Annotated in this window: 25 protein-coding genes and 1 tRNA gene; 12 read left to right on the forward strand and 14 right to left on the reverse strand. The window is 67.8% G+C overall.

Annotated features, from left to right (window positions below):
- Nucleotides 1-57: 57 nt before the first annotated feature.
- The 4 genes from ppk1 to IMW82_RS00230 all read right to left on the reverse strand — a co-directional run bounded on the left by ppk1 (nt 58) and on the right by IMW82_RS00230 (nt 5,934).
- Nucleotides 58-2,151: a polyphosphate kinase 1 gene (gene ppk1 / locus IMW82_RS00215; RefSeq protein WP_211003516.1), complete on the reverse strand. Its 2,094-nt coding sequence runs from the start codon at nt 2,149-2,151 to the stop codon at nt 58-60.
- A gap of 52 nt (nt 2,152-2,203) precedes the next feature.
- Nucleotides 2,204-3,472, reverse strand: coding sequence for a phosphate regulon sensor histidine kinase PhoR (gene phoR, locus IMW82_RS00220; protein WP_211003517.1), 1,269 nt, complete (start codon nt 3,470-3,472; stop codon nt 2,204-2,206).
- Nucleotides 3,473-3,546: 74 nt separating this feature from the next.
- Nucleotides 3,547-4,236, reverse strand: coding sequence for a phosphate regulon transcriptional regulator PhoB (gene phoB, locus IMW82_RS00225; protein ID WP_211003518.1), 690 nt, complete (start codon nt 4,234-4,236; stop codon nt 3,547-3,549).
- Nucleotides 4,237-4,311: 75 nt separating this feature from the next.
- On the reverse strand, nt 4,312-5,934 hold the full coding sequence (locus IMW82_RS00230; protein ID WP_211003519.1) for a M48 family metalloprotease: 1,623 nt from the start codon (nt 5,932-5,934) through the stop codon (nt 4,312-4,314).
- 112 nt (nt 5,935-6,046) lie between these two features.
- Between IMW82_RS00230 and grxC the strand changes: the two genes are divergently transcribed.
- From grxC to IMW82_RS00245, 3 genes are all read left to right on the forward strand, one after another.
- A complete protein-coding gene (gene grxC, locus IMW82_RS00235) occupies nt 6,047-6,310 on the forward strand; it encodes a glutaredoxin 3 (RefSeq protein ID WP_108471615.1) in 264 nt (87 codons plus the stop codon).
- Nucleotides 6,307-6,690, forward strand: a complete 384-nt coding sequence (locus tag IMW82_RS00240) for a carboxymuconolactone decarboxylase family protein (protein ID WP_108471614.1) — start codon at nt 6,307-6,309, stop codon at nt 6,688-6,690. The genes grxC and IMW82_RS00240 overlap by 4 nt, the downstream gene beginning before the upstream one ends.
- Before the next feature lie 166 nt (nt 6,691-6,856).
- On the forward strand, nt 6,857-7,870 hold the full coding sequence (locus IMW82_RS00245) for an isocitrate dehydrogenase (RefSeq protein WP_108471613.1): 1,014 nt from the start codon (nt 6,857-6,859) through the stop codon (nt 7,868-7,870).
- 79 nt (nt 7,871-7,949) lie between these two features.
- Here the strand turns inward: IMW82_RS00245 and IMW82_RS00250 are convergent, their stop codons facing one another.
- The 7 genes from IMW82_RS00250 to IMW82_RS00280 all read right to left on the reverse strand — a co-directional run bounded on the left by IMW82_RS00250 (nt 7,950) and on the right by IMW82_RS00280 (nt 14,201).
- A complete protein-coding gene (locus IMW82_RS00250) occupies nt 7,950-8,405 on the reverse strand; it encodes a carboxymuconolactone decarboxylase family protein (protein WP_211003520.1) in 456 nt (151 codons plus the stop codon).
- Nucleotides 8,406-8,443: 38 nt separating this feature from the next.
- Nucleotides 8,444-9,346 carry an RNA polymerase sigma factor SigJ gene (gene sigJ, locus IMW82_RS00255; RefSeq protein WP_211003521.1) on the reverse strand — a complete coding sequence of 301 codons (903 nt, stop codon included), beginning with the start codon at nt 9,344-9,346 and terminating at the stop codon, nt 8,444-8,446.
- A 57-nt stretch (nt 9,347-9,403) separates the two neighbouring features.
- Nucleotides 9,404-10,357 carry an aspartyl/asparaginyl beta-hydroxylase domain-containing protein gene (locus tag IMW82_RS00260; protein ID WP_211003522.1) on the reverse strand — a complete coding sequence of 318 codons (954 nt, stop codon included), beginning with the start codon at nt 10,355-10,357 and terminating at the stop codon, nt 9,404-9,406.
- Between the two features lie 62 nt (nt 10,358-10,419).
- Nucleotides 10,420-11,517 carry a class I SAM-dependent methyltransferase gene (locus tag IMW82_RS00265; protein ID WP_211003523.1) on the reverse strand — a complete coding sequence of 366 codons (1,098 nt, stop codon included), beginning with the start codon at nt 11,515-11,517 and terminating at the stop codon, nt 10,420-10,422.
- Nucleotides 11,518-11,611: 94 nt separating this feature from the next.
- A complete protein-coding gene (locus IMW82_RS00270) occupies nt 11,612-12,994 on the reverse strand; it encodes a PhoH family protein (protein WP_108471608.1) in 1,383 nt (460 codons plus the stop codon).
- A 64-nt stretch (nt 12,995-13,058) separates the two neighbouring features.
- A complete protein-coding gene (locus IMW82_RS00275) occupies nt 13,059-13,520 on the reverse strand; it encodes a peroxiredoxin (protein ID WP_108471607.1) in 462 nt (153 codons plus the stop codon).
- A gap of 105 nt (nt 13,521-13,625) precedes the next feature.
- The gene (locus tag IMW82_RS00280) at nt 13,626-14,201 is read right to left on the reverse strand and encodes a glycine cleavage system protein R (protein ID WP_234411321.1); all 576 of its coding nucleotides are present in this window, start codon (nt 14,199-14,201) and stop codon (nt 13,626-13,628) included.
- A 126-nt stretch (nt 14,202-14,327) separates the two neighbouring features.
- Between IMW82_RS00280 and dapA the strand changes: the two genes are divergently transcribed.
- Entirely contained in the window at nt 14,328-15,224 is an 897-nt protein-coding gene (gene dapA, locus IMW82_RS00285; protein WP_211003524.1) for a 4-hydroxy-tetrahydrodipicolinate synthase, read from the forward strand.
- A gap of 34 nt (nt 15,225-15,258) precedes the next feature.
- Nucleotides 15,259-15,849 carry a hypothetical protein gene (locus tag IMW82_RS00290; protein WP_108471604.1) on the forward strand — a complete coding sequence of 197 codons (591 nt, stop codon included), beginning with the start codon at nt 15,259-15,261 and terminating at the stop codon, nt 15,847-15,849.
- A 67-nt stretch (nt 15,850-15,916) separates the two neighbouring features.
- Here the strand turns inward: IMW82_RS00290 and fdxA are convergent, their stop codons facing one another.
- Both fdxA and IMW82_RS00300 read right to left on the reverse strand, forming a co-directional pair.
- Nucleotides 15,917-16,240, reverse strand: a complete 324-nt coding sequence (fdxA, locus tag IMW82_RS00295; RefSeq protein ID WP_108471603.1) for a ferredoxin FdxA — start codon at nt 16,238-16,240, stop codon at nt 15,917-15,919.
- A 175-nt stretch (nt 16,241-16,415) separates the two neighbouring features.
- Nucleotides 16,416-16,491: transfer RNA gene (locus tag IMW82_RS00300), tRNA-Glu, on the reverse strand.
- A gap of 186 nt (nt 16,492-16,677) precedes the next feature.
- Here IMW82_RS00300 and pcnB point away from each other — a divergent pair.
- From pcnB to panD, 5 genes are all read left to right on the forward strand, one after another.
- A complete protein-coding gene (gene pcnB / locus IMW82_RS00305; RefSeq protein ID WP_211003525.1) occupies nt 16,678-18,036 on the forward strand; it encodes a polynucleotide adenylyltransferase PcnB in 1,359 nt (452 codons plus the stop codon).
- The gene (folK, locus tag IMW82_RS00310; protein ID WP_211003526.1) at nt 18,033-18,512 is read left to right on the forward strand and encodes a 2-amino-4-hydroxy-6-hydroxymethyldihydropteridine diphosphokinase; all 480 of its coding nucleotides are present in this window, start codon (nt 18,033-18,035) and stop codon (nt 18,510-18,512) included. Before pcnB ends, folK begins: the two co-directional genes overlap by 4 nt.
- Nucleotides 18,513-18,605: 93 nt before the next feature.
- Entirely contained in the window at nt 18,606-19,397 is a 792-nt protein-coding gene (gene panB, locus IMW82_RS00315) for a 3-methyl-2-oxobutanoate hydroxymethyltransferase (RefSeq protein WP_345777124.1), read from the forward strand.
- Nucleotides 19,398-19,414: 17 nt separating this feature from the next.
- Nucleotides 19,415-20,260, forward strand: a complete 846-nt coding sequence (panC, locus tag IMW82_RS00320) for a pantoate--beta-alanine ligase (RefSeq protein WP_211003528.1) — start codon at nt 19,415-19,417, stop codon at nt 20,258-20,260.
- 100 nt (nt 20,261-20,360) lie between these two features.
- The gene (gene panD, locus IMW82_RS00325) at nt 20,361-20,753 is read left to right on the forward strand and encodes an aspartate 1-decarboxylase (protein WP_108471598.1); all 393 of its coding nucleotides are present in this window, start codon (nt 20,361-20,363) and stop codon (nt 20,751-20,753) included.
- A gap of 4 nt (nt 20,754-20,757) precedes the next feature.
- Here the strand turns inward: panD and queG are convergent, their stop codons facing one another.
- Nucleotides 20,758-21,855 carry a tRNA epoxyqueuosine(34) reductase QueG gene (gene queG / locus IMW82_RS00330; protein WP_211003529.1) on the reverse strand — a complete coding sequence of 366 codons (1,098 nt, stop codon included), beginning with the start codon at nt 21,853-21,855 and terminating at the stop codon, nt 20,758-20,760.
- A gap of 15 nt (nt 21,856-21,870) precedes the next feature.
- On the opposite strand from queG, the gene IMW82_RS00335 reads away from it, so the two are divergent.
- Together IMW82_RS00335 and tsaE are read left to right on the forward strand one after the other, a co-directional pair.
- Nucleotides 21,871-23,370, forward strand: coding sequence for an NAD(P)H-hydrate dehydratase (locus IMW82_RS00335; protein WP_211003530.1), 1,500 nt, complete (start codon nt 21,871-21,873; stop codon nt 23,368-23,370).
- Nucleotides 23,363-23,839 carry a tRNA (adenosine(37)-N6)-threonylcarbamoyltransferase complex ATPase subunit type 1 TsaE gene (gene tsaE, locus IMW82_RS00340; RefSeq protein ID WP_244754119.1) on the forward strand — a complete coding sequence of 159 codons (477 nt, stop codon included), beginning with the start codon at nt 23,363-23,365 and terminating at the stop codon, nt 23,837-23,839. The genes IMW82_RS00335 and tsaE overlap by 8 nt, the downstream gene beginning before the upstream one ends.
- Nucleotides 23,840-23,936: the final 97 nt, after the last annotated feature.

A 23,936-nucleotide genomic window follows, 5' to 3' on the forward strand; every position in this document is an offset into this window, starting at 1 on the left:
GGATTCTCGCACGCAGGCGTGGCGTGGGGAAAACGAGGGCTCATGCGGTGCGCCGATTCACTTGCAGTAACGCTCGAGCAGGCCCTGCTGTGCGCTGTACGGCGGATGGCCGTCCGGCTCGGCGCGCACGTAGCGGCCGTCGCTGCCGAGCAGCCAGGCCTGGGTGTTGTCGGCCAGGCCGTTGGCCAGGGTTTCCTCGAACACCCGCGCAGCCAGTTCGGGATCGAGGATCGGAAACGCCACCTCGATCCGCCGCATCAGGTTGCGCTCCATCCAGTCGGCGCTGGCGCAGTAGATCTCGGGGTTGCCGTCGTTGGCGAACCAGTACACCCGGCTGTGTTCGAGGAAGCGTCCGATGATCGAGCGCACGCGGATGCGCTCGGAAATGCCGGGCAGGCCAGGGCGCAACGTGCAGGCGCCGCGCACGATCAGGTCGATCTCCACGCCGGCCGTCGAGGCGCGGTACAGCGCCTCGATCACGCGTGCCTCGTTCAGCGCATTGAACTTGGCCACGATGCGGGCGGGCCGCCCGGCGCGCGCGTGCGCGGTTTCGCGCTCGATCTTCGCCAGCACGCTGGGGTACAGCGTGAACGGCGAATGCAACAGCCGTTTCAGCTCGATGATCGGCCCCAGCCCGGACAGCTGCTGGAACACCTTGTGCAGGTCCTCGCCAATCTCCGGGTTCGCCGTCATCAGGCCGATGTCGGTGTACATGCGGCTGTTGGCCTGGTGGTAGTTGCCGGTGGACAGGTGCACGTAGCGGCGCAGCGCCTCGCCCTCGCGGCGCACGATCAGCATCATCTTGGCATGGGTCTTGTAGCCGACCACGCCGTAGACCACCTGCACGCCGGCTTCCTGCAGGCGTGTGGCGAGGCGGATGTTGGCCTCCTCGTCGAAGCGTGCGCGCAGCTCGATCACCACGGTGACGTCCTTGCCGTGGCGCGCGGCCTCCACCAGCAGGTCGACCAGCGGGGTATCCTCGCCGGCGCGGTACAAGGTCTGCTTGATCGCCAGTACCTGCGGGTCGGCGGTGGCCTGGCGCAGCAGGTCGATCACCGCGTTGAAGCTTTGGTAAGGGTGGTGCAGCAGCACGTCGTGCTGGCCGATCAGGTCGAACTTGTTGCGTCCGCTTTCCAGCGCCGGTGGCAGCTGCGGGTTGAAGCGCGGGAACTTCAGTTCCGGCCGGTCCAGCCAGTCGTAGATCAGCCCGGCGCGGATGATGTTGACCGGGCCGTCGCAACGGTACACGTCGGCGTCGTCCAGCTGGAAGTTCCGGGTCAGCATCGCGGTGATCGCCTGCGGGCAATCGTTGGCGATCTCCAGCCGTACCGGCCGCGCGTAGCCGCGCCCGACCAGTTCCTCGCTGAGCGCGAGGGCAAGGTTCTCCACCTCGGCCTCCTCGACGATCAGCTCGCTGTTGCGGGTGACCCGGAACTGGTACGAGCCGACCACCTTGAGGCCGGGGAACATCAGGTCGACGAAGGCCTGCAGCAGCTCGGCGAGGAACACGAAATGCTCGCCGGGGCCGCTGACCTCGGCCGGCACGCGGATGATCCGCGGCAGCGAGCGCGGCGCGCGCACCAGCGCCATGTGCCCTTCGTGGCCGAACGCATCGCGGCCGCGCAGCACCACCGCGATGTTCAGCGTCTTGTTGAGGATGCGCGGGAACGGGTGCGCCGGGTCCAGCCCCAGCGGCGACAGCACCGGCAGCACCTCGTGCTCGAAGTAGCCGCGCAGCCAGCGGTGCTGGCGTGGGGTCCAGCGCTTGCGGGTGAGGATGTGGATCTGCTCGGCGTCAAGTTGCGGGCCGATCTGCTCCTGCCAGGCGGCGTAGACCTCGGCGACCAGGTCCAGCACGCGGCTGCGGATGCGCGCCAGCAGTTCGCCGGAAGGGATGCCGTCCGGCCCCGGCGCGGCCGAGCCGTAGGCGTGGTGGTGCTTGAGCATCGCCACGCGCACCTCGAAGAACTCGTCGAGGTTGTTCGCCACGATGCTCAGGTAGCGCAGCCGTTCGAGCAATGGCACGGCAGCGTCGCGGGCCATCGCCAGCACGCGGAAGTTGAACTCCAGCGCGGCCAGTTCCCGGCTGAGGTAGAGGCCGGGGGTGGTCAGGTCGGTGGCATCGGGTGGAGTGGGGGAAGCTTGGGCCATGCCACATTCTGGCGCATGGCCTGGGCCAATGCATGCCGCGCCGCCGCGGTTTTCAGCTCTCGTCGCTGCCGCCTGGAGCGAGCAGCCGGGCTACGCCGAAATGGCAGGCGAAGGTGGAGCCGACGCCCGGCGCGCTCTCGATCTTCAGTTGCGCCTGGTGCAGATTCAGCACGTGCTTGACGATCGACAGGCCCAGTCCGGTGCCGCCGCTTTCGCGAGAACGGCTGGAGGAGACCCGGTAGAAGCGTTCGGTGAGCCGAACCAGGTGCGAGGCCGGAATGCCGAAACCGGTGTCGCTGACCGAGTACACCGCGCCGTCGGGCACGCGCTGCCAGCGGATGGTGATGCTGCCGCCGACCGGGGTGTAGCGCACCGCGTTGCTGGCCAGGTTCGACAGCGCGCTGTGCAGGTCCTTCGGCGAGCCGAGCAGGTCCGCCTCGGCGGTGGCTTCCAGCACGATGCGGTGGCGGCCCTGGCTGAGCGCCTCGGCTTCCTTGCGCACGGTGGCCAGCAACGCCGCCATCGGCACGCGTTCTTCGGCCACTTCGTGCTGGGTCTCCAGCCGCGACAGGGTCAGCAGGTCTTCCACGATCTGCCCCATCCGCTTCGACTGGGTGCGCATTTCACCGAGCACCGGCGCCAGCTCGGGCACGTCTTCCGGGTCGAGCAGTTCAAGGTAGCCGTGGATCACCGTCAGCGGCGTGCGCAACTCGTGCGACACGTTCGCCACGAAGTCGCGGCGTACCTGTTCGAGCCGGTTCTGGTGGCTGATGTCGTGCGCCAGCAGCAACTGTTCGTGATCGCCGAACGGCAGCAGGCTGACGTTGAGCTGGCTGTCCGCCCGACCGGGGGCGGTGGCGTCGGTGAGCGGCTCGCGCGCGCCCTCGCGCAGCCAGCTGGCCAGCTCCGAGCCGGCCATCCGCTGCTGCAGCGGCGCGCCGCGGTCGTCCGGGCGGCGCAGCCCGAGCAGGTTCTCGGCGGCGTGATTGAACCAGCGGATCTGCTGCTGGCGGTCGAGCAGCACCACCGCATCGGGCAACTGGCTGGCGGCGTTGCGGAGGTCACGCAGGGAGGAGGCAATGCGGCGGGAGCGCGTCATGAAACGGTCATGCTGGAGAGGGCTGGCAGCAGTCGGTGTCGTCATCATGGCCTGCGCTTGATGACGGATCCGGGTCAAGAGCAAGACGACTTCGGCCACCGCGACCACCGCGATGCCCGTCGCCACGCGCCCGCCGGCAAGCCAGCCCAGCACGGCGCCGGCGCACAGCGCCGCGGCGAGTGCCATGGGCAGTTTCCAGGAAGGCGTGGTGGGCGGAGTCATGCTGGCGCCAGAGTATGGAAGGCGAGCCAGCATCGGCAAAAGCCGCGGATACCGCAAGCCTGCCGGGGGCCGGCTCAGGTGCTGGTCGAGAAGCGGTAGCCGGTGCCGCGCACGGTCTGCACCAGTTCGTCCAGCTTCCATGGTTCCAGCGTCTTGCGCAGGCGGCGGATGTGCACGTCGACGGTGCGTTCCTCCACGTACACGCTGCCGCCCCAGACATGGTCGAGTAGTTGCGTGCGCGAGTAGACGCGCTCGGGGTGGGTCATGAAGAAATACAGCAGGCGGTATTCGGTCGGGCCGATCGGCACCGGTGCATCGCCGGCGAATACCCGGTGCGCCGGGCCGTCGATGCGCAGGCCGCCCAGCTCGACCATGCCGGAGCCGTCATCGCCCTGGCTGCGCCGCAGCACGGCCTTGATGCGGGCGACCAGTTCGCGGGTCGAGAACGGCTTGACCACGTAGTCGTCGACGCCGGCCTCGAGACCGTTGACACGGTCCATTTCCTCGCCGCGCGCGGTGAGCATGATGATCGGGATCTCGCGGCTGAGTTCTTCCTTGCGCAGGCGCCGGGCCAGTTCGAGGCCGCTCATGCCCGGCAGCATCCAGTCGAGCAGGATCAGGTCGGGTACCTGTTCGGCGAGCGCCAGCTGGGCGGCACGGGCGTCGGCAGCCTGGATCGCGTCCATGCCGGCCTTGCGCAGGGCGAAGGCGATCATTTCGCGGATGGAGGTCTCGTCTTCAACGATCAGGATGCGTTTGTGCACGCCGTGGTCCGCCTTGGCTTGTGACCGGCATATTGCAGCGGATCAATGTTACGCGTCGATGACATGGGTCGCAGCCTACTGCCGGGAACCGTCGCCAGGGCTGTCTTCGGTCTTGATCTTGCGTTTGTGCAGCTCCAGTACCAGCGGGGTCAGTTCGGCGATGCGCGCCTGGATGCGCACTCGCGCGTAGTAGTCCAGGTCGTCACGCTTGAGCAGCCGCTTGAGCTGCTCCATCGCATCGTACGGACGGCCGGAGTAGTAGCTGGCGTCGGCGAAGGCCTCGCCGGCGCGCACGCTGTCGCCGGCCTTGTCGCTGGCGCGGGCGTAGGTGCTGTAGATCTCCGGCTCGCTGGCGTTGTCCAGCAGTGGCCGCAGCAGGTCGGCAGCGAGGTGGGCCTGCCGCCGGTCGCCGCCGGCGGTGAGCGCCTTGGCATAGGCGAGCGCGACCGCGCGGTTGCGCGGCGACTGGGTGTTGAGCCCGGCATACGCCGCCAGCGCCGCGGCGCGCTGCCCGGCCTGCAGGTGGGCGTCGGCCAGCGCCAGCTGCAGCACCAGGCTTTCCGGGTGCGCCTGCAGCAGCGGCTGCAATTGCTCGGCCGCCGCGGCGCCGCGGCCGCTGCGGGTAAGTGCCAGCGCGTAGCCGTAGCGGTTCGCCGGGGTGTCGAACTCCGGCCGGGTCTGCAGGCTGGCGCCGTAGTAGGTGGCCAGCTTGGTCGCATCACCGGCCAGCACGCGCACGCGCTCGCGCATCAAGGCGTAGTTGTCCAGACTGCCGCTCGCCGGTGCGGCGACCAGCGTGGCGGGGTCCTTCACGAAGGCGATCGGCGCGGTGCTTTTCTCCCACTGCAGCTTGTCCATCGCGGTACCGGCGGGGCGCAGCTTCTGCGCGGCGATCAGCGCGCCGGCGCGCGCCTTCGCGTCGCTGATGCGCATCGTCGTCACCGGGTGCGTCTGCAGCAGGGCCGGCACATCCTCGCCACCGGCGCCGGCGCTCATGACGTCCTGCATGCGCTGGAAGAAGCCGGCCATCGCGTTCGGGTCGAAGCCGGCCCTGGCCAGGGTCTGGATGCCGACGCGATCAGCCTCGATCTCGTCCTTGCGGGTGAAGTTGATCGACTTCTGTGCGATCAGGCCCTGGCCGCCGGCCAGCACCGCCATCGGCGCGTCGCCGCTGTGGCTGCTGGCGCCGGCGGCAATCGCGCCCAGCAGCACCAGCGCCATCAGCGGTGCGTCCTTCTTCGAGTCCTCGAACGCGCGTTGCAGGTGGTTCTGGGTGATGTGGCCGATTTCGTGCGCGACCACGCCGGCCAGCTCGCTCTCGTCGCGGGTGATCGTGATCAGTCCGGCGTTCACCGCGATGTAGCCGCCGGGCGCGGCGAACGCGTTGATTTCCTGGTCCTTGACGATGAAGAACGCGAAGTGTTCCTTCGGTTTGTCGCTGCTGGCGACCAGCCGGTAGCCGAGGTCGTTGATGTAGTCGTCCAGCAGCGGGTCGTCCACCACCATGTCCAGCGCGCGCATCTGGCGCAGCATGGAGGCGCCGTAATCCTGTGCCTCCTGCGGCGAGATCAGCGCGTTCGCCGAACTGCCCAGGTCGGGCAGGCGCACGTCCTGCTGGGCGCCGGCGGCGCAAGCTAGTCCGGCGCTGATCAGCGCCATCAGCAGGCGCGGTGCGGGTCGTCGTGGTGCCATGCTCATAAGGTGGGTGACAATAGCATTGTGACCGTGGCGCGCCGCATCGGTTCCGCTTGAGCTGCCGGTGCGCGCCCCCATTTAGTGACGGCCTTTCCCCAAGTTGCGGAGTGTTGTGATGTCCAAGATCGAGGTCTATTCCACCGCGGTATGCCCGTACTGCGTGGCGGCCAAGAACCTGCTCAAGGCCAAGGGGCTGGAGTGGACCGAGGTGCGCGTCGATACCGATCCGGCGCAGCGTGACGCGATGCTGGCGCGCAGCGGCGGCCGCCGCACGGTGCCGCAGATCTTCATCAACGACCGGCACGTGGGCGGCTACGACGACCTGGTTGCCGCCGATCGTAGCGGCAAGCTGGCCGAGCTGCTGGAGCAGGTGGCATGAGCGACAAACTTGCCGAATTCACCGCGTTCCGCCAGCGCATGAACGAGCGCATCCTGGCCGAGGACAACCAGGTCGTGCGGCGCTTCTTCGCGCTGGACACGCAGACCTACAAGGCCGGCGCGCTGGACGTGAAGACCAAGGAGATGCTGGGCCTGGTCGCCTCGATGGTGCTTCGCTGCGACGACTGCATCAGCTACCACGTGGCCCAGTGCAAGGACGCCGGCGTGCAGCGCGACGAGTTCTTCGAGGTGTTCAGCGTGGGCCTGGTGGTGGGCGGCTCGATCGTGATCCCGCACCTGCGCCGCGCGGTGGACCTGCTCGACCAGCTGGAGTCGGGCGCCGAGGGTGGCCCCGCCTGCGCCGACCACGCCGGAGCATAGCCTCCTGCGGCTTTTTGCAATGCTGCGTGCGAGTATTTTCAACGCCTTGCGGGGCAGCTGCCCTGTTCGCGACGGGGCCGATCGGCGATAATCGTCCGGTTTCGATGCGTGCGCCTCCCCATGCGCACGCACTGCCCACAGCATTCCGTTCCAAGGAGTTCCCCCCATGAGCAAGACGATTGCCGTGATCCCCGGCGATGGCATCGGCCCGGAGATCATGACCGCCACGCTGCGCGTGCTCGACGCGCTGAACTGCGGCCTGAAGTACGACTTCGTCGACGCCGGCATGGTCGCGCTGGAGAAGCACGGCGACCTGCTGCCCAAGGCCACGCTGGACAAGATCGCCGAGCACAAGGTCGCGTTGAAAGGCCCGCTGACCACGCCGATCGGCGGTGGCTTCACCTCGGTCAACGTGACCCTGCGCCGCCACTTCGACCTGTACGCGAACGTGCGCCCGGCGGTGAGCTTCCCCGGCACCAGGTCGCGCTACGAGAACATCGACATCATCACCGTGCGCGAGAACACCGAGGGCGCCTACCGCTCCGAAGGTCAGACGCTGTCCGAGGACGGCGAGATCGCCGAGTCGGTGGCCCGCAACACGCGCCGTGGCAGCAGCCGGATCGTGCGCTACGCGTTCGAGTTGGCGGTGAAGAAGGGCCGCAAGAAGGTCACCGCGGTGCACAAGGCGAACATCCTGAAGACCAGTTCGGGCCTGTTCCTCAACGTGGCACGCGAGATTGCCAAGGAATACCCGCAGATCGAGTTCAACGAGATGATCGTGGACAACACCTGCATGCAGCTGGTGATGAAGCCGGAGCAGTTCGACGTGATCGTCACCACCAACCTGTTCGGCGACATCCTCTCGGACCTGTGCGCCGGTCTGGTCGGCGGTCTTGGCCTGGCTCCGGGCGACAACATCGGCGAGGGCGCGGCGATCTTCGAGGCGGTGCACGGCTCGGCGCCGGACATCGCGGGCAAGGGCATCGCCAACCCGTGCGCGCTGCTGCTGGCCGCCGCCGACATGCTCGACTACCTGGACATGGTCGCCAAGGGCGACAAGCTGCGCCAGGCGATCCGCGACACCATGACGAATGATCGCGACAGCGTGACGCCGGACCTCGGCGGCAAGGGCAGCACCGACAGCTTCGCCGATGCGATCGTGAAGCGCCTCGCGGCCTGACCCGCGCTGCCGCTCCCAGGAAAAAGCCGCGGGCATGCCGCGGCTTTTCCTTTGAGGTGCAGCCGCAGCTGCCCGCGCGTCAGTGCTTCGCCGGCTGGTAACTGCCCACGTCCGCACGCGACGGGATGGCGATGCGGTTCCAGCTGTTGATCAGGATGACCGCCATGTTGAGGTCGATCAGTTCGGCTTCGCTGAACTCGGCGCGGGCCTGTTCGTGGACGTCGTCCGGCACGCCGTGGATCGGGTCGAGCCGGGTCACCGCCTCGCACCAGGCCAGCGCGGCGCGCTCGCGCGGGCTGTAGAACGGCGCCTCGCGCCAGGCCTGCAGTACATAAAGGCGCTGCTCGGTCTCGCCGGCGGCGCGGGCGTCCTTGCTGTGCATGTCCAGGCAGTAGGCGCAACCGTTGAGCTGCGAGGCACGCATCAGCACCAGTTCGATCAGGCTTTGCTCGAGGCCGGAGTTCTTGACGTAGTCGGCCAGGGCGAGCAACGGCCTGGTGACATCGGGGTGTTTGTAGACATTGAAACGGGGCATGGGGTTTTCCTTGCAGTGTGCGGCCCGGGGTGGGCCGTTCAATGCAAGGACGTTGCGGCCCCGCCCTTCGTGACCATCGCCAGGCGAGCCAGCTTTGCCGGGTGGCGCAAGGCGAGCGTGGTGGTGATGCGATCGTCTTCGCACTCGATCCAGGTCGCGCTGACCAGCGTCTCGTCGATCCACGCCAGCAGCACGGGTTCGCCGTTGAGGAGGGTGGTGGTAAAACGCACGTCGGTCCGTGAATAGAAGCGGGTCGCGATCTGCGTGTAGAGCCGGGCCAGGCGGTCGGCGCCTTGCAGGGGGCGCAGTACGGCGCGCACGACGCCTCCGCCGTCGGAAATGGCAATGGCATCTTCGGCGAACAGCGCGCGCAGCGATTCCAGGTCGGGGTTCTTCAGCGCCTCGGCGAAGCGCTGGATCATGCGCTGCCTGGCCCGTACGTCCGCGCTGAAGCGCGGGCGTCCCTCGCGCAGGCGCGTCTTCGCGCGGTGCACGCGCTGGCGGCAGGCGTCCTCACCAATGCCCAGGATCGCCGCGGCCTCCGCGTGGCTGTAGTCGAATACCTCGAACAGCAGAAAGGCGGCCCGCTCCTCCGGGCTCAGCCGTTCGAGCAGCAGCAGGAAGGACATGGCGATCGTTTCGCCACGTTCCAGCGTCGCTTCGGGATGTTCCGCATCCGGCACCAGCGGCTCGGGCAACCAGGGACCGGGGTAGTGCGCGCGCTCGGTCCTGGCGCGGCGCAGGCGATCCAGCGCGATGCGGGTGGTGACGGTGACTAGCCAGGCCTCCGGGTCATCCAGCGCGTCGACGTCCTGCGCATGCCAGCGCAGCCACGCGTCGTGCAGCACGTCCTCGGCGTCGCTGGGCGTGCCAAGCATGCGGTAGGCCAGGCCGAACAGGCGCTGGCGATGCTGCTGGAACAGGGCGGTTTGCGAATCCATGAGGCGCTCCGGGGGAGGGACGCTGCCAGGACGCACGGGTGGAGCGAAACGTGACAGCTAGCGGAACAGCGGCCAGGGCGCCAGGAAAATCAGCCACATCAGCAGCAGGATGCCGACGTACTTGCCGGCCTTGTACAGCTTCCTGTGCCGCCGCTTGAACGCCGCCTTCCACTGGTGCATGGCGCCCTTGCGCTGGCTCCATGCGTACAGGCGGTTGATGAAGCCGGTCTTCTCGGTGCCGGCGTCGCTGTTGGGCGAGGCGGTGATCCTGCCCATGAACGCGCCCACGCGATGGTTGACCGCGCTCATCCAGCGCGTGCGCAGCGGGCGCTCCACGTCGGCGAACAGGATCACCCGGGTCTGGTCGGTCTTGTTCTCCACCCAGTGCACGTAGGTCTCGTCGAACACCACGTCCTTGCCGTCGCCCCAGGCGTGTTCCTCGCCGTCGACGAAGATGCGGCAGTCGCGCGAGTTCGGCGTGATCAGACCCAGGTGGTAGCGCAGCGAGCCGGCGAACGGATCGCGATGCGGGTTGAGTTTGCTGTTCGGCGCCAGCGTGGCAAACATCGCTGCCTTGATGCCGGGAATGGCGTTGAGCAGTTCGACCGTCTTCGGGCACAGCGCCTGTGCCGAGGCCAGCGGCTCGCCATACCACTTGAGGTAGAAGCGCTTCCAGCCCTGCTTGATGAAACTGTTGAAGCTGGCGTCGTCGTTCCGGCTGGTGCCGCGGATGTGGCCCTGGTCGGTCAGGTGCAAGGCTTCATCGCGGATGGCCTGCCAGTTCGCCTGCAGCAGGTCCAGCTCGGGAAAACCGCGACGATCGAGAATGGGCTTGGCCGGCACCGCCGAGAACGCGTACATCAGCAGGTTGTACGGCGCGAACACCGCCGAGTGGTCCACCAGCTGGCGATCGAAGCGCAGGCGCACGCGGCCGCGCAAATGCACCAGCAGCACGCACAGCGCGAAGAAGGCGAACAGGGCCAGCAGGACGAGGCGGGGAGTGAGGATCATGTCTACGCTTGCAACCGTGGAATGACTGTCAGGCAGGCATTCTACTCGCTTGGCCGCCGCCGCTAGCGCGGAGCGGGCGCGGCCTTCACCTGCTGTTCCCGGGTCAGCTCGACGTGTCGTTGCGGGCTGATCGGCTCGAACACCGGCTGGACGGCAGCACCCTTGTGGCGCAGTGCGGCGATCATGTTGGCAGCAGGGTAGCGGCCGGCGGCGAGGGCAGCTGCGTCGATCGCGTGCAGGCGGTCGATCCATCCGCGATCTTCGGCCAGCTGCGGATCGAAGTTGAAACCGACCCGCCGTTCGACGAACGGCATGATTGCGCCGCCGAAGCTGAAGAACAGTTCGAAATCGAACTCGGCCAGCAGGCAGCCCACGATGTCCTGTGCGCGCACGCCCTCGTTGGAATACGCGGCATGATTTATCGGGCGGTAATGCGGCGATGCCGTATTGAAATGGCGATCGTGGCGCTTGTCCGTCGGCAGAGTCGCCCACGCTTCCTGCACCGCGGTTTCCACGTCGGGCCACAACTGGTGGCCGTTGCGGCCGATGATGTCGGAGCTGAGCAGCACGCCGTGCGCGGCCAGCGAACGGCGCAGCGATCCGCAGAAGGTTTCCAGTTCGGTGACGTGGTGGAAGAACTGGTTGACGATGATGACGTCCTGCCCGGGTAGTTCGAACGGCAGGTTGCAGTCGCGTGCCTCGAACGTCATCGTCGCATCGACGCCGCGTTCCTGTGCCGTGGTGACGGCGCGGCGCATCAGTGAGGGGTTGAAGTCCAGGCAAGTGAATTGTGCCGCGACGCCGTCAGCCTGCAGCTGCGCGGCCAGCGCGATCTCCATGCCGCAGGAACCGGTGCCGGCGCTGAGCACGCGCACCGGTGCGTTTGCGCCGGTTGCACGGCGCCGAATGTGGTCGAGGAAGAAGCCTTCCGGCGAGCCGATGCCCAGCCGCTGCGCATCCGGCGCCAGGAAGCGCCCCGACCAGTATTCGAAGATCGGTGGCAGCGTTTCGCCCTGGTATTGCGGGGTGACGCTGAACGCAATGCGCTCGGCCACGGCCAGCAGTCGACGGCGAGCCGTTGCGGGCAGCGAGCGTGCCAGCGCTGCAATGGCGCGCTTGGCCGGCAGCCGGTGGCGGTAGGCGAAACTCTTCAACGACATGGAGGCGGTGTCGGTCGGGTATGTCGGGGAATGGGTGGGGCGCGAAAACCGGGGCCGTCGCCGCGCGGCAGGCCCCGGTTTCCAGCTTCTGACGTTACAACGCCTCCGCCGCGAAATCCGCCAGCCGCGAGCGTTCGCCGCGGCGCAGGGTGATGTGCGCGGAGTGCTCCCAGTCCTTGAAGCGGTCCACCGCGTAGGTGAGGCCGGAGGTGGTTTCAGTGAGGTACGGCGTGTCGATCTGCTCGACGTTGCCCAGGCAGACGATCTTGGTGCCGGGGCCGGCGCGGGTGATCAGGGTCTTCATTTGCTTCGGGGTGAGGTTCTGCGCCTCGTCGATGATCAGGTAACGGGACAGGAAGGTGCGCCCGCGCATGAAGTTCAACGAGCGGATCTTGATGCGCGAGGCGAGCAGGTCGTTGGTGGCCTGGCGGCCCCAGCTGCCGCCGTCCTCCGGATTGGCCAGCACTTCGAGGTTGTCGGTCAGCGCGCCCATCCACGGCGTCATCTTCTCTTCCTCGGTGCCGGGCAGGAAGCCGATGTCCTCGCCCACCGAGACGGTGGCGCGGGTCATGATGATCTCGCGGTAGCGCTGCTGGTCCATCACCTGGGCCAGTCCGGCGGCCAGCGCCAGCAAGGTCTTGCCGGTGCCGGCGTTGCCGAGCAGGGTGACGAAGTCGATGTCCGGGTCCATCAGCGCGTTGAGCGCGAAGTTCTGTTCACGGTTGCGCGCGCCGATGCCCCACACGTGGTGGTTCGCGTGCGAGTGGTCGTCCAGCAGCACCAGCGTGGCGCTGGCCTCGTCCAGGTGCAGCACGCGCAGCTCGACCGCGTTCTCGCCGGGCAGATACAGGCATTCGTTCGGGTACCAGGTTTCCTCTTCGCGCCGCTTCACCTCGTAGAACGTGCGACCGCGCTCGGTCCACGAGCGTACCTCCGGGTGCCGATCCCAGAAATCCTCCGGCAACGCGGTGGAGCCGGTGTAGAGCAGGGAGAAGTCGTCCAGTGCGCGGTCGTTCTCGTAGTCCTCGGCGACCAGCCCGTTGATGCTGGCCTTGATCCGCAGGTTGATGTCCTTGGTGACCAGGATCACGTCGCGGCCCGGGTTCTGGTCGCGCAGCTCGATCACCGCCGCCAGGATCTGGTTGTCCGCCTTGGCGTGGCCGTTGCTGCTGGTGCGGTGCTGGAAATACAGCCGGCCGACCGAGGTGCCGCGCTTGAGCTTGACGCCCTGCGGGTTACTCAGTTCCAGGCCGTCGGCGAGGTCGTGCTGCTTGCCGCGCTCGATCAGCTCGTTGAGGAAGCGGCTGGCCTGGCGGCCGTTGCGCGAGACTTCGGAGGCGCCCTTCTTCTTTTCGTCCAGTTCCTCCAGCACGGTCATCGGGATGAAGACGTCGTGTTCCTCGAAGCGGAACAGCGAGGTCGGGTCATGCAGCAGGACGTTGGTGTCGAGAGCGTAGATGCGCTTGCTTCCGGTCATGCGGAAGTGTCCTCGCTGGTGGGTGGAGGGAGTCGGCGGGCGATGGCCATGGATGGCGTGGCGGTCAACGCGCGGGAATGGCGTCGAGCACGGCCTGGGCGTGGCCGGGCACCTTCACGCCGCGCCATTCGGCGGCGAGCTTGCCGTCGGGGTCGATCAGGAAGGTGCTGCGCACGATGCCCAGGTGGCGCTTGCCGTACAGCACCTTCTCGTGGATCACGTCGAACGCCTTGCACCAGGTTTCGTCGGCATCGGACACCAGCGGGAACGGCAGTGCCTGCTTGGCGGCGAAGTTGGCGTGGGATTTCGCCGAGTCGCGCGATACGCCGACGATCTGCGCATGGCGCTTGCGGAACGCGGGGTAGAGGTCGCGGAAATCCTGCGCCTCGCTGGTGCAACCGGGGGTGGAATCCTTCGGGTAGAAGTACAGCACCACCCATTGGCCCTTGAGGTCGGCGAGCTTGATGATGCTGCCGTCGCCGGTGGTGCCGCTGAGGGCAGGGGCCTTCTTTCCGATGTCTGGCATGGTCTCTCCGGAAACCCGACGGGGTTTCGCCTGTGTGCGTGGCAGAGACTAGCGCGACGGCCGTGGCGGATGACAGCCTTGCCAGGCCTGTCGCGCTGGCGCATCCTAGAATTTCACCGGGTCCATGATCGCGTCGAGGTTCAGGCCGTCGCACAGTTCCAGGAAGTCGTCGCGCAGCGCGGCGATATGGATTTCCGCCGGGATGCCGATGGTGAACTGGGCCTGGAACATCTCTGCCCCGGTCTGCATCGCCTGGTAACGGGTGGAGTTCAACTGCTCCACGCTGATCCCGTGCTGGCTGAAGAAATCCACGATGCGCGCCACGATGCCGGGCCGGTCGGCCGCCACCACTTCCACCAGGTATGGCAGCAGGTGCGAGCTGTCCTGGCGTGGGCCGGTGCGGTAATGCACCAGGTGCATGCTCTCGTCGCGGCCCAGTTTGGCCAGCGCGGTTTCCAGCTTGGCCAGCGCGTCCCACGCGCCGGTGGCCAGCAGCATCAGCGAGATTTCCGTGCCGATGGTGGATACGCGCGACTCGGACAGGTTGCAGCCGGCGTCGGCGATGCGCCGGGCGAGCGCCAGCAGCGGCGATTTGGTCGTCGCGGTGAGCGCGTGGATCAGCAACTGGTTGTCATTGCCCGAGCGCGTGGCAGCGGAGGAAGGGCCGGGGGAAGGTTTCAAGAGGGTCTGCCTGTGGACGTCTGTCCGCGCGGTGCGGGGTCATGAGACTACTCCGGTCGAGCTTACTTGCCCGCCTCGCGAGGCGGCAAGTAACATGGACAGCTAGCCTTGTAGCGGAATCGTGTCTTGAACATTCGCGGAAGCATCTGCGCGCTGGCCACGCCGTTCGCGGCCGATGGCGCGCTCGACCTGGATGCGTTCGGTCGGCTGATCGATCATCAGCTGGCCGGCGGTACCCAGGCGCTGGTGGTGGCCGGCTCCACCGGCGAAGCACACATGCTGGAGCACGACGAGTTCGATCGCCTGCTGGCGTTCGCGCTCGAGCGCGTGGCCGGGCGGGTGCCGGTGATCGCTGGCACCGGCGAGGCCGGCACCGCCAAGACGGTGGCGCTGACCCGCCGCGCGAAGACCTTGGGCGCCGATGCGGCGCTGCTGGTGACGCCGTACTACGTGCGCCCGACCCAGGAGGGCCTGCGTCGGCATTTCCTGGAAGTGGCCGAGCACGGCGGCCTGCCGGTGCTGCTGTACAACGTGCCCAGCCGCACCGGTTGCGACCTGTTGCCGTCGACCGTGGCCGCGTTGCGCGGGCACCCGGCGGTCATCGGCATCAAGGAGGCGCGCGGCGATCGCGAGCGGATTCTGGCGCTGGCGGAACTTGTGCGCGAAGATTTCGTCTATCTGTCCGGCGACGACGGCAGCGCCGGCGAGGCGATGCTGGCCGGCGCCGCCGGCACCATCTCGGTGGTGGCCAACCTGGTGCCGCAGGCGTTCCGCGCCCTGTGCGATGCGGCCACTGCCGGCGACCAGGTGGCGACGGCGCGCTGCCATGCCGCGCTGGAGCCGCTGGTGCAGGCGCTCAACTGCGCGCCCAACCCGATCGCGGTCAAGGCCGGCCTGCCCGTGCTGGGACTGGGGCTGGGCCTGCCGCGGTTGCCGCTGGTGGAACTGAACGACGGTCCGGATCGCGCCCGATTGCACCAAGCGCTGTCCAGTCTGGCATCCTTGGCGACTGCAGCCGGTTGACGGTTGCCTGACTTACCTCACGGAATCCGATTACATGAAGAAAACCTCGCTCCTCGTGGCCCTGCCGGCCGTGGCCCTCGGTGGCCTGCTGCTTACCGGCTGCGGCGCGTTCCGCTCGCACAAGGCGTGGGACAGGGCCGTGCAGGAAGCTCCGCTGGAGATCCCGCCGAGCCTCGACCGGCCGTCGACCAGCGAAGCGCTGGTCATCCCGCCACCGGGTGCGAACCAGCCGACCGCCAATGGCGCCACCGCCCGCGTCGGTTCGGCCGGCGGCCAGATCAGCGATGGCTTCGTGCTGGCCGACAGCGTCGACAACGCCTATCGCCGGGTCGGCCAGGTACTGGAGAGCGGCAGCCTGGGCGAACTGGCCGGTCACGACGACGCCACCCACAGCTACACGCTGAATGTTTCCGACGCCGTGGCTCAGCAGAAGAAGAAAGGCTTCTTCGGCCGCCTGTTCGGGCGCGACAAGAGTGGTTCCGCATCCGCTCCGGGCGCCGGCTCGCACCAGGTGCAGATCAGCGTCAACGGCAGCGGCACGGCGGCCAGCGAAGTCCGCGCCGAAGGCAACGCTGCCGCCGTGGGCAAGGTGATCGATGCATTGAAGTCGCGCCTGGGCGGCTGATCGCCGGCGCACAGCCACCAAAAAGAACGCCGCCCTCGGGGCGGCGTTCTTTTTTTGCAGATGGACTTCAGCGCTGCAGCAGTTCGAGTTTGTCCGGCTTGCCTTCCCAGTCCCTGGCGTCGGGCAGGGCGTCCTTGCGTTCGGTGATCACCGGCCAGCTCCTGGCCAGTTCGGCGTTCAGCGCCACGAACCCTTCCTGGCCGGCCGGCACGTCGTCTTCCGGGTAGATCGCGTTGATCGGGCACTCCGGCTCGCACAGCGTGCAGTCGATGCACTCATCCGGATCAATCGCCAGGAAATTGGGGCCTTCGTGGAAGGCGTCGACCGGGCAGACCTCGACGCAGTCGGTGTACTTGCACTTGATGCAGTTGTCGATGACGACAAAGGTCATGGGCGGTTTTGGCCTGCTTGTGGGAAGTGTGTCAGGCGACCCGGCAAATCAGCGCGTCGGTTTTTGTGGAAAATGCAGCCATGGATGGCCGCTTTTGATCCAGCCAGTGGCGCCGGGCTGTACGTTGGCACTGGTCGGCCCAACTGGAGCAATCACGGAAGATTGCAAAAGCAAATGGTGCTCCCTACGAGACTCGAACTCGTGTTCCCGCCTTGAGAGGGCAGTGTCCTGGGCCACTAGACGAAGGGAGCGTTATGCAGCGAGGCGCGCTAGTATAGCGGAATTGTTTCGCCCGGCAATGCCTGCAGCGCATGGGTCTGCGCTGTCGCAAGACAGGAACCATCGGGCGCCCGCGTCTTGCGGGGCGGTTCGCGATGCGCCACGTCGCGATATATTGCAACCCACGGGCAGCTTCGCCCTGCAAGGACTCCGACCGCTTGAATCCCGAATCGAGGACCGACGCCACGCCGACGCTGCGGGTCATTCCGCGCGACCAGCACATCGTCTCGCGCAAGAACATCAGCAAGGCGGCGTTGCGCGTGCTGTACCGCCTCAACGAGGCCGGCTACGCCGCCTACCTGGTCGGCGGCGCGGTACGCGACCTGTTGCTGGGGCTGCAGCCGAAGGACTTCGACGTGGCCACCGACGCCACCCCGGACGAGGTGAAGAAGCTGTTCCGCAACTGCCGCCTGATCGGCCGCCGTTTCCGGCTGGCGCACGTGGTGTTCGGCCCGGAAATCATCGAGGTGGCCACGTTCCGCGGCACCGGCGAGGAGGGCGGCGAGGGCGACCGCCACATCATCGACGGCCGCATCGTGCGCGACAACATCTGGGGCACGATCGAGGAGGACGCGCTGCGCCGCGACTTTCGCGTCAACGCGATGTACTACGACATCAGCGACTTCTCCGTGCGCGACTACGTTGGCGGCATGCAGGACCTGCAAGACCGCGTGCTGCGCCTGATCGGCGACCCGGACACCCGTTACCACGAAGACCCGGTACGCATGCTGCGTGCAGCGCGGCTGGCGGCGAAGCTCGGCATGCGCATCGACGCGGCCGCGATGGCGCCGTTCGAGACGCTGGGGCCGCTACTGGCCGACGCCGCGCCGGCGCGGCTGTTCGACGAGTCGCTGAAGATGTTCCTGGCCGGCAACGGCCTGAAGAGTTTCCGCATGCTGGAGCAGAGCGGCCTGCTGAAATTCCTGTTCCCGGCGACCGCGCGTGCGCTCAAGCGCGGCGACGAGGCGCTGCGGGCGCTGGTCGAGCATGGCCTGGCGAACACCGACGCGCGGATCGCCGAGGGCAAGTCGGTGACCCCGGCGTTCCTGTTCGCAGTGCTGCTGTGGGGCGAGGTGCGCGATGTGGCGCACCAGCTGATCGGCCGCGGCGTCGAAGGCAACGAGGCATGGTCGCGCGCCGCGGCGCAGGTGGTCGGTGAACAGTGTCAGCGGGTGGCGATCCCGCGCCGGTTCACCTTCACCATGGAGGAGATCTGGTCACTGCAGCCGCGCTTCGAGCAGGTCCAGCGCAAGCGGGTGTTCCGCCTGATGACGCACCCGCGGTTTCGCGCCGCGTTCGATTTCCTGCTGCTGCGCGGCGACGAATCACCGGCAATGCGCGAGCTGGGCCAGTGGTGGGCGCATGCGCAGCAGCTGCCGCAGGATGTGCTGGCCGCCGCGCTGCCGGCCGGCGGCGGCAGCTGTGCCAGTGATCATGTGGCGCCGCCGGTAGCCGCCAGGCCGCCGCGCCCGCGCCGCCGGCGGCGCCGGTCAGTCGACAAATCGGGCTCCGTGTGACCCTGGCCTACGTCGCGCTGGGCAGCAATCTCGGCGACCCGCGGCAACAGTTGCTCGACGCCATGGAGGCATTGGCGAACCTGCCCGACACCCGCCTGCTGCAGCGTTCGCGGCTGTACCGCACGCCGCCGTGGGGCGTGCTGGAGCAGCCACCCTTCATCAATGCCGCGGTGGAACTGGACACTGCGCTGTCGCCGCACGCCTTGCTGAACGCCTTGCTGGCGATCGAGCAGCACGCCGGCCGCGTGCGCGGCGAGCGCAACGGGCCGCGCACGCTGGATCTGGACCTGCTGCACGTCGACGACGTGCAACTGGACGACCCGCAGCTGACCCTGCCGCATCCGCGCATGGCCGAGCGGCCGTTCGTGCTGTTGCCCCTGCACGATATTGCGCCCACGCTGCGCTTGTCCGGGCAGACTACGGTAGCGGAGCTGCTCGCCCGGCTCGATCTGACCGGCTGTGAACGCGTGGCTTGAGCCATCACCGCGGCGCGCCGGATAATCGGCGGCCACCCCATCCCAGGAATTGCCGTGTACGTGCAGAACGCCAGTGTCCCCGACCGCAAGCCGGTGACCGTGCCAGGCCTGCTTGCGATGAAGGCGCAGGGACGGCGCATCGTGATGCTCACCGCCTATGACGCCAGTTTTGCCTGGCAGCTGGAGGCGGCCGGCGTCGACATCGCGCTGGTCGGCGATTCGCTCGGCATGGTGATCCAGGGACATGCCAGCACGCTGCCGGTGACGCTGGAGCACATGGTCTACCACACCGCGGCGGTGGCGCGCGGGCTGTCGGCCACGCTGCTGGTGGCCGACCTGCCGTTCATGGCCGACCGCGACGTGGCGCATGCGCTGGAAGCGGGCGCGCGGTTGGTCGGCGAGGCCGGCGCGGCGATGGTGAAGATCGAGGGCGCCGCGCCGCACGTACTGGAGGCGATCGCGGCGCTCACCGCACGCGCGATCCCGGTCTGCGCGCATCTCGGGCTCACTCCGCAGTCGGTGCACAAGTTCGGCGGCTTCAGGATCCAGGGTCGCGAGCAGACTGCCGCCGACCGCGTGCTGGCCGAGGCGCTGGCGGTGCAGGCGGCGGGGGCGGACCTGCTGGTGATGGAGGGCGTGCCGGTCGAACTGGGCCAGCGGGTGACCGCGGCGCTGACGATCCCGGTGATCGGCATCGGTGCCGGCCCGCATTGCGACGGCCAGGTGCTGGTGATCCACGACATGCTGGGCATCACTCCGGGCAAGCGGCCGAAGTTCAGCAAGGATTTCCTGGCCGGGCGCGATTCTGTCGGCGCGGCAATCGCTGCCTACGCCGAGGACGTGCGCAGCGGCGCCTTCCCGGCCCCCGAGCATTGCTTCAACTGACCTGAGCGAGCCTGCCCATGCAGACCGTACAAGACGTCCCGGCCCTGCGCGCCGCGATCCGCGGCTGGCGCACGCAAGGCCAGACGGTGGGTTTCGTGCCGACCATGGGCAACCTGCACGCGGGCCACCAGTCGCTGATCAGGCTGGCGCGCGCGCGCACCGAGCGGGTGGTCGCCAGCGTGTTCGTCAATCCCACCCAGTTCGGGCCGAACGAGGATTACGACCGCTACCCGCGCACCCTGGTGCAGGATCAGGCGGCGCTGGCCGAGCAGGATTGCGACCTGCTGTTCGCACCGGACGTGACCACGATGTATCCGTTTGGTCCCGCGCACAGCGTCAGCGTGCGCGTGCCGCAGATCACCGACACGCTGGAAGGCGCGCATCGCCCCGGGCATTTCGACGGCATGGCCACCGTGGTGTGCAAGCTGTTCAACCTGGTGCAGCCGGACGTGGCGGTGTTCGGGCAGAAGGACTTCCAGCAGCTGAAGGTGGTCGAGCGGATGGTGCGCGACCTGGGGTTGCCGGTGAAGGTGGTGGCAGCGCCGATCCTGCGCGCCGACGACGGCCTGGCGCTGAGCTCGCGCAACCAGTACCTGAGCGCCGGGGAGCGTGCACGCGCGCCGCTGATCCACGACACCCTGCAGAAGATGCGTGAACTGCTGGCGCAGGGGCATCCGTGGCAGGCCATCGAGCAGACCGCCGCCGCGCGCCTCGAACGGGCGGGCTTCGTTCCCGATTACGTGGTAATCCGCCGTGCCGAGGACCTGGCCGAGCCGGCTGAAAACGAGCGCGGAGGCCTGGTGGCGCTGGTCGCGGCCCGTCTTGGCCATACCCGCCTGATCGACAACTTGCTGCTCGACTGAGTTGCCCGCATATCGGGGGCGTTGCCGCTGATGTTGCGGTGCAACGTCATCGGTTCGATAATTGCGGACTTTGCAGGCTGTCCCTGCCGGAAAGAATGTCATGCACCTGAACATGCTCAAGGCCAAGATCCACCGCGCCACGGTGACCCATGCCGAGCTGCACTATGAGGGCTCGATCGCGATCGACGGTCTGCTGCTGGATGCTTCGGGCATCCGCGAGTACGAGCAGATCCACGCCTGGAACGTCAACAGCGGCCAGCGCTTCGTCACCTATGCGCTGCGCGCCGAGGAAGGCTCGGGCATCATCTCGGTCAACGGCAGCGCGGCACGCAGCGCGCAGGCAGGCGATGTCATCATCATCGCGGCCTTCGTGCAGCTGAGCGAGGCGGAACTGGAACAGTACCAGCCCACCTGCGTCTACATCGCGGCGGGCGCGGGCAACCGCATCAGCCACACCAACCGTTCCATCCCCAAGCAGATGGCCGCGGCCTGAGCTGTCAGCTGCGCTGCTTCGCCAGCGCCCACGCCACGTGCTCGCGCACGACCGCCGACGGGTGGTCGGCGCGGGTGTTGAGCGCCTCGATTGCTGCCACTGACTTCGGCGCATTGCCCAGCGCCACCGCGATGTTGCGCAGCCAGCCTTCGTAGCCGGTGCGGCGGATCGCCATGCCTTCGGTGCGCTTCAGGAATTCGTCCTCGCGCCATGCAAACAGCTCGACCAGCTTCGCGCCATCGAGGCTGTGCCGTGGCGCGAAATCCGGCTCGGCGGTCGCCTGCGCGAACTTGTTCCACGGGCACACCAGCTGGCAGTCGTCGCAGCCGAAGATGCGGTTGCCCATCGGCGTGCGCAGTTCTTCCGGGATGCTGCCTTTCAACTCGATCGTGAGGTACGAGATGCAGCGCTTGGCGTCGAGCCGGTACGGCCCCAGGATTGCCTGCGTCGGGCACACCTCGATGCAGCGCGTACAGGTGCCGCAATGCGCGCTGGCCGGTTCGTCCAGCGGCAACGGCAGGTCGGTGTACAGCTCGCCGAGGAAGAAGTACGAGCCGGCATGGCGGTTGATCAGCACGGTGTGCTTGCCGATCCAGCCCAGTCCCGCGTTGCGTGCCAGCGCCTTCTCCAGCACCGGCGCGGAGTCCACGTAGGCGCGATAGCCGAAGTCGCCGACCACGCCGTGGATGCGCTCGGCCAGCTTCTGCAAACGGTTGCGCATCAGCTTGTGGTAATCGCGCCCCAGCGCATAACGCGATACGTAACCCGCTTCGGCGTCGCCGAGCACGTCCCACGCATTCGCGGTGCCGGGCGGAATGTAGTCCATGCGCACCGAGATCACCCGCTGCGTGCCCGGCTCCAGTTCGGCCGGGCGGGTGCGCTTGGTGCCGTGCCGCGCCATGTATTCCATCTCGCCGTGATGACCGCCCTCGAGCCAGCGCTGCAGGTGCTGCTCGTCGTCGCCGAGGTCGGTGCCGCTGATGCCGGCGTCAGCGAAACCCAGTTCGATCGCCCAGCGCTTGATGTCGCGCGCGAGCGCGGCGTAATCGGGCGAAGCGGACGAGGTGGTGCTGGACATCCGCCTATTGTAGAGGCGGCCCATGCCTATAATCCGCGCATGCCTGCCCATCCCTACAGCCGCCATCTGCATACCGTCGAACAGTTGCGCGCGATGGAGCGTGCGGCGTTGTCGGCGCTGGGCATCTCCGGCCCCGAGCTGATGCGCCGCGCGGCCAGTGCCGCGTTGAACAGCCTGCGCCGGCACTGGCCGCAACTGCAGCAGGTCTGCATCCACTGCGGCCCCGGCAACAACGGCGGCGACGGTTTCCTGCTCGGCGTGCTGGCGCGCGAGGCGGGCCTGCAGGTCGAGCTGGTGGCGCTGACGGCTACCTCGCACGGCGACGCCGCGTCGGCACGCGCAGCGTGGGAAGCGGGCGGTGGCCGGGTGCGCTTGTGGGATGCGCAAGGAGCGCTACCCGACGCCGAGCTGCACGTGGATGCGCTGTATGGCATCGGCCTCAACCGCGCGCCGGAGGCGGCCGCGACCACGCTGATCGAGGCGATCAATCGCAGCGGCCGCCCGGTGCTGGCGCTGGACGTGCCCAGCGGCCTGGATACGGATACCGGCAGCTGTCCCGGCGCGGCGATCCGCGCGGATGTCACGGTGACCTTCATCGCCGGCAAGCGCGGGCTGCACACCGGACGCGCGGCCGATCAGGTCGGCGTGCTCGAACTGGCGACCCTGGGCGTGCCGGACAGCGTCTATGCCGACACGCTGCCCGACGCACGTTTGCTGGTTGCCGAGGCGTTGCCGCCGCGCGCGCGCTACGCGAACAAGGGCAACTACGGCCACGTGCTGGTAATTGGCGGCGAGCACGGCATGGCCGGCGCCGTACGCCTGGCCGGGGAGTCGGCGTTGCGCGCCGGCGCTGGCCTGGTCAGCGTGGCGACGCGGGCGGCACATGTGTTCGCGCTGAATGCGGCGCGGCCGGAACTGATGGCGCACGGTGTCGACGGGCCGCAAGCACTGGCGCCGCTGCTCGAACGGGCCAGCGTGCTGGCGCTGGGACCCGGCCTGGGACAGGCGGGCTGGGGGCATGCCCTGTGGCTGACCGCGCTGGATGCGAACAAGCTGCTGGTGCTCGATGCCGACGGACTGAACCTGCTCGCACGCGAGCCGCGCCGGTTCACCGCGTCGACCGTGCTGACGCCACATCCGGGTGAGGCGGCACGTTTGCTGGGAATCACCACCGGAGAGGTCGAACAGGATCGCTTCGCCGCGGCACGCGAAATCGCGCGCCGCTACCACGCCGTCGTGGTGTTGAAGGGTGCAGGCAGTCTTGTTGCCGATCCGGATGGACGTCTGGACGTCTGTCCGTGGGGCAATTCAGGGATGGCCAGCGGCGGCATGGGTGACCTGCTCACCGGTGTCGTGGCGGCACTGCTGGCGCAAGGCTGCAGTGCATGGCAGGCGGCCTGTCTTGGCGCGGGCCTGCACGCCCGTGCGGGCGATCTTGCCGCCCGCCAGGGTGAGCGTGGCTTGCTGGCCAGTGATCTGTTGGCGCCGATTCGTGCGCTGGGCAATGGCGTGACCGGTTATGAGCGTGAACATGATTGAGCAAGTCGATGACGGACTCCGCTGGTCGCTGGCCGACGAAGCTGCCACGGCGGCATTCGGGTCGCAGGTCGCGGGGGCGCTGGATGAGGGCCTGGTGCTCTACCTGCATGGCCCGCTGGGTGCCGGCAAGACCAGTTTTGCCCGCGCATTGCTGACCACCCTCGGCGTCGGTGAGCGGGTCAAGAGTCCCACCTACAGCCTGATCGAAGGCTATCTGGCGAAGGATCGCCCGGCCTGGCATCTGGACCTGTACCGGATCGCCGATCCTGCCGAGCTGGAGTGGCTGGGCCTGGACGCGCTGGCCGATCCGGCTGCCGTGGTACTGGTGGAATGGCCCGAGCGAGGCGCCGGAGCGCTTCCGGCAGCGGATGCGGAACTGCTGCTCGATTACGCCGGCGCCGGCCGTCATGCCTTGCTGCGCGCACAGGGCCCGCGTGGCAGGCGCCTGCTCGACCGGCTCGCCAAGTAATTATTTCCCTTGGAAAATTTGCCGGACGGCATTCAGGAAACGATTCCAGTGGAATACGCAAGTTGCACCCCGTAACTTGATCTCACCTGATGAATGA

Source organism: Rhodanobacter sp. B2A1Ga4, from assembly GCF_018101315.1.
In the GTDB taxonomy this organism is placed as follows: Bacteria; Pseudomonadota; Gammaproteobacteria; order Xanthomonadales; family Rhodanobacteraceae; genus Rhodanobacter; species Rhodanobacter thiooxydans_A.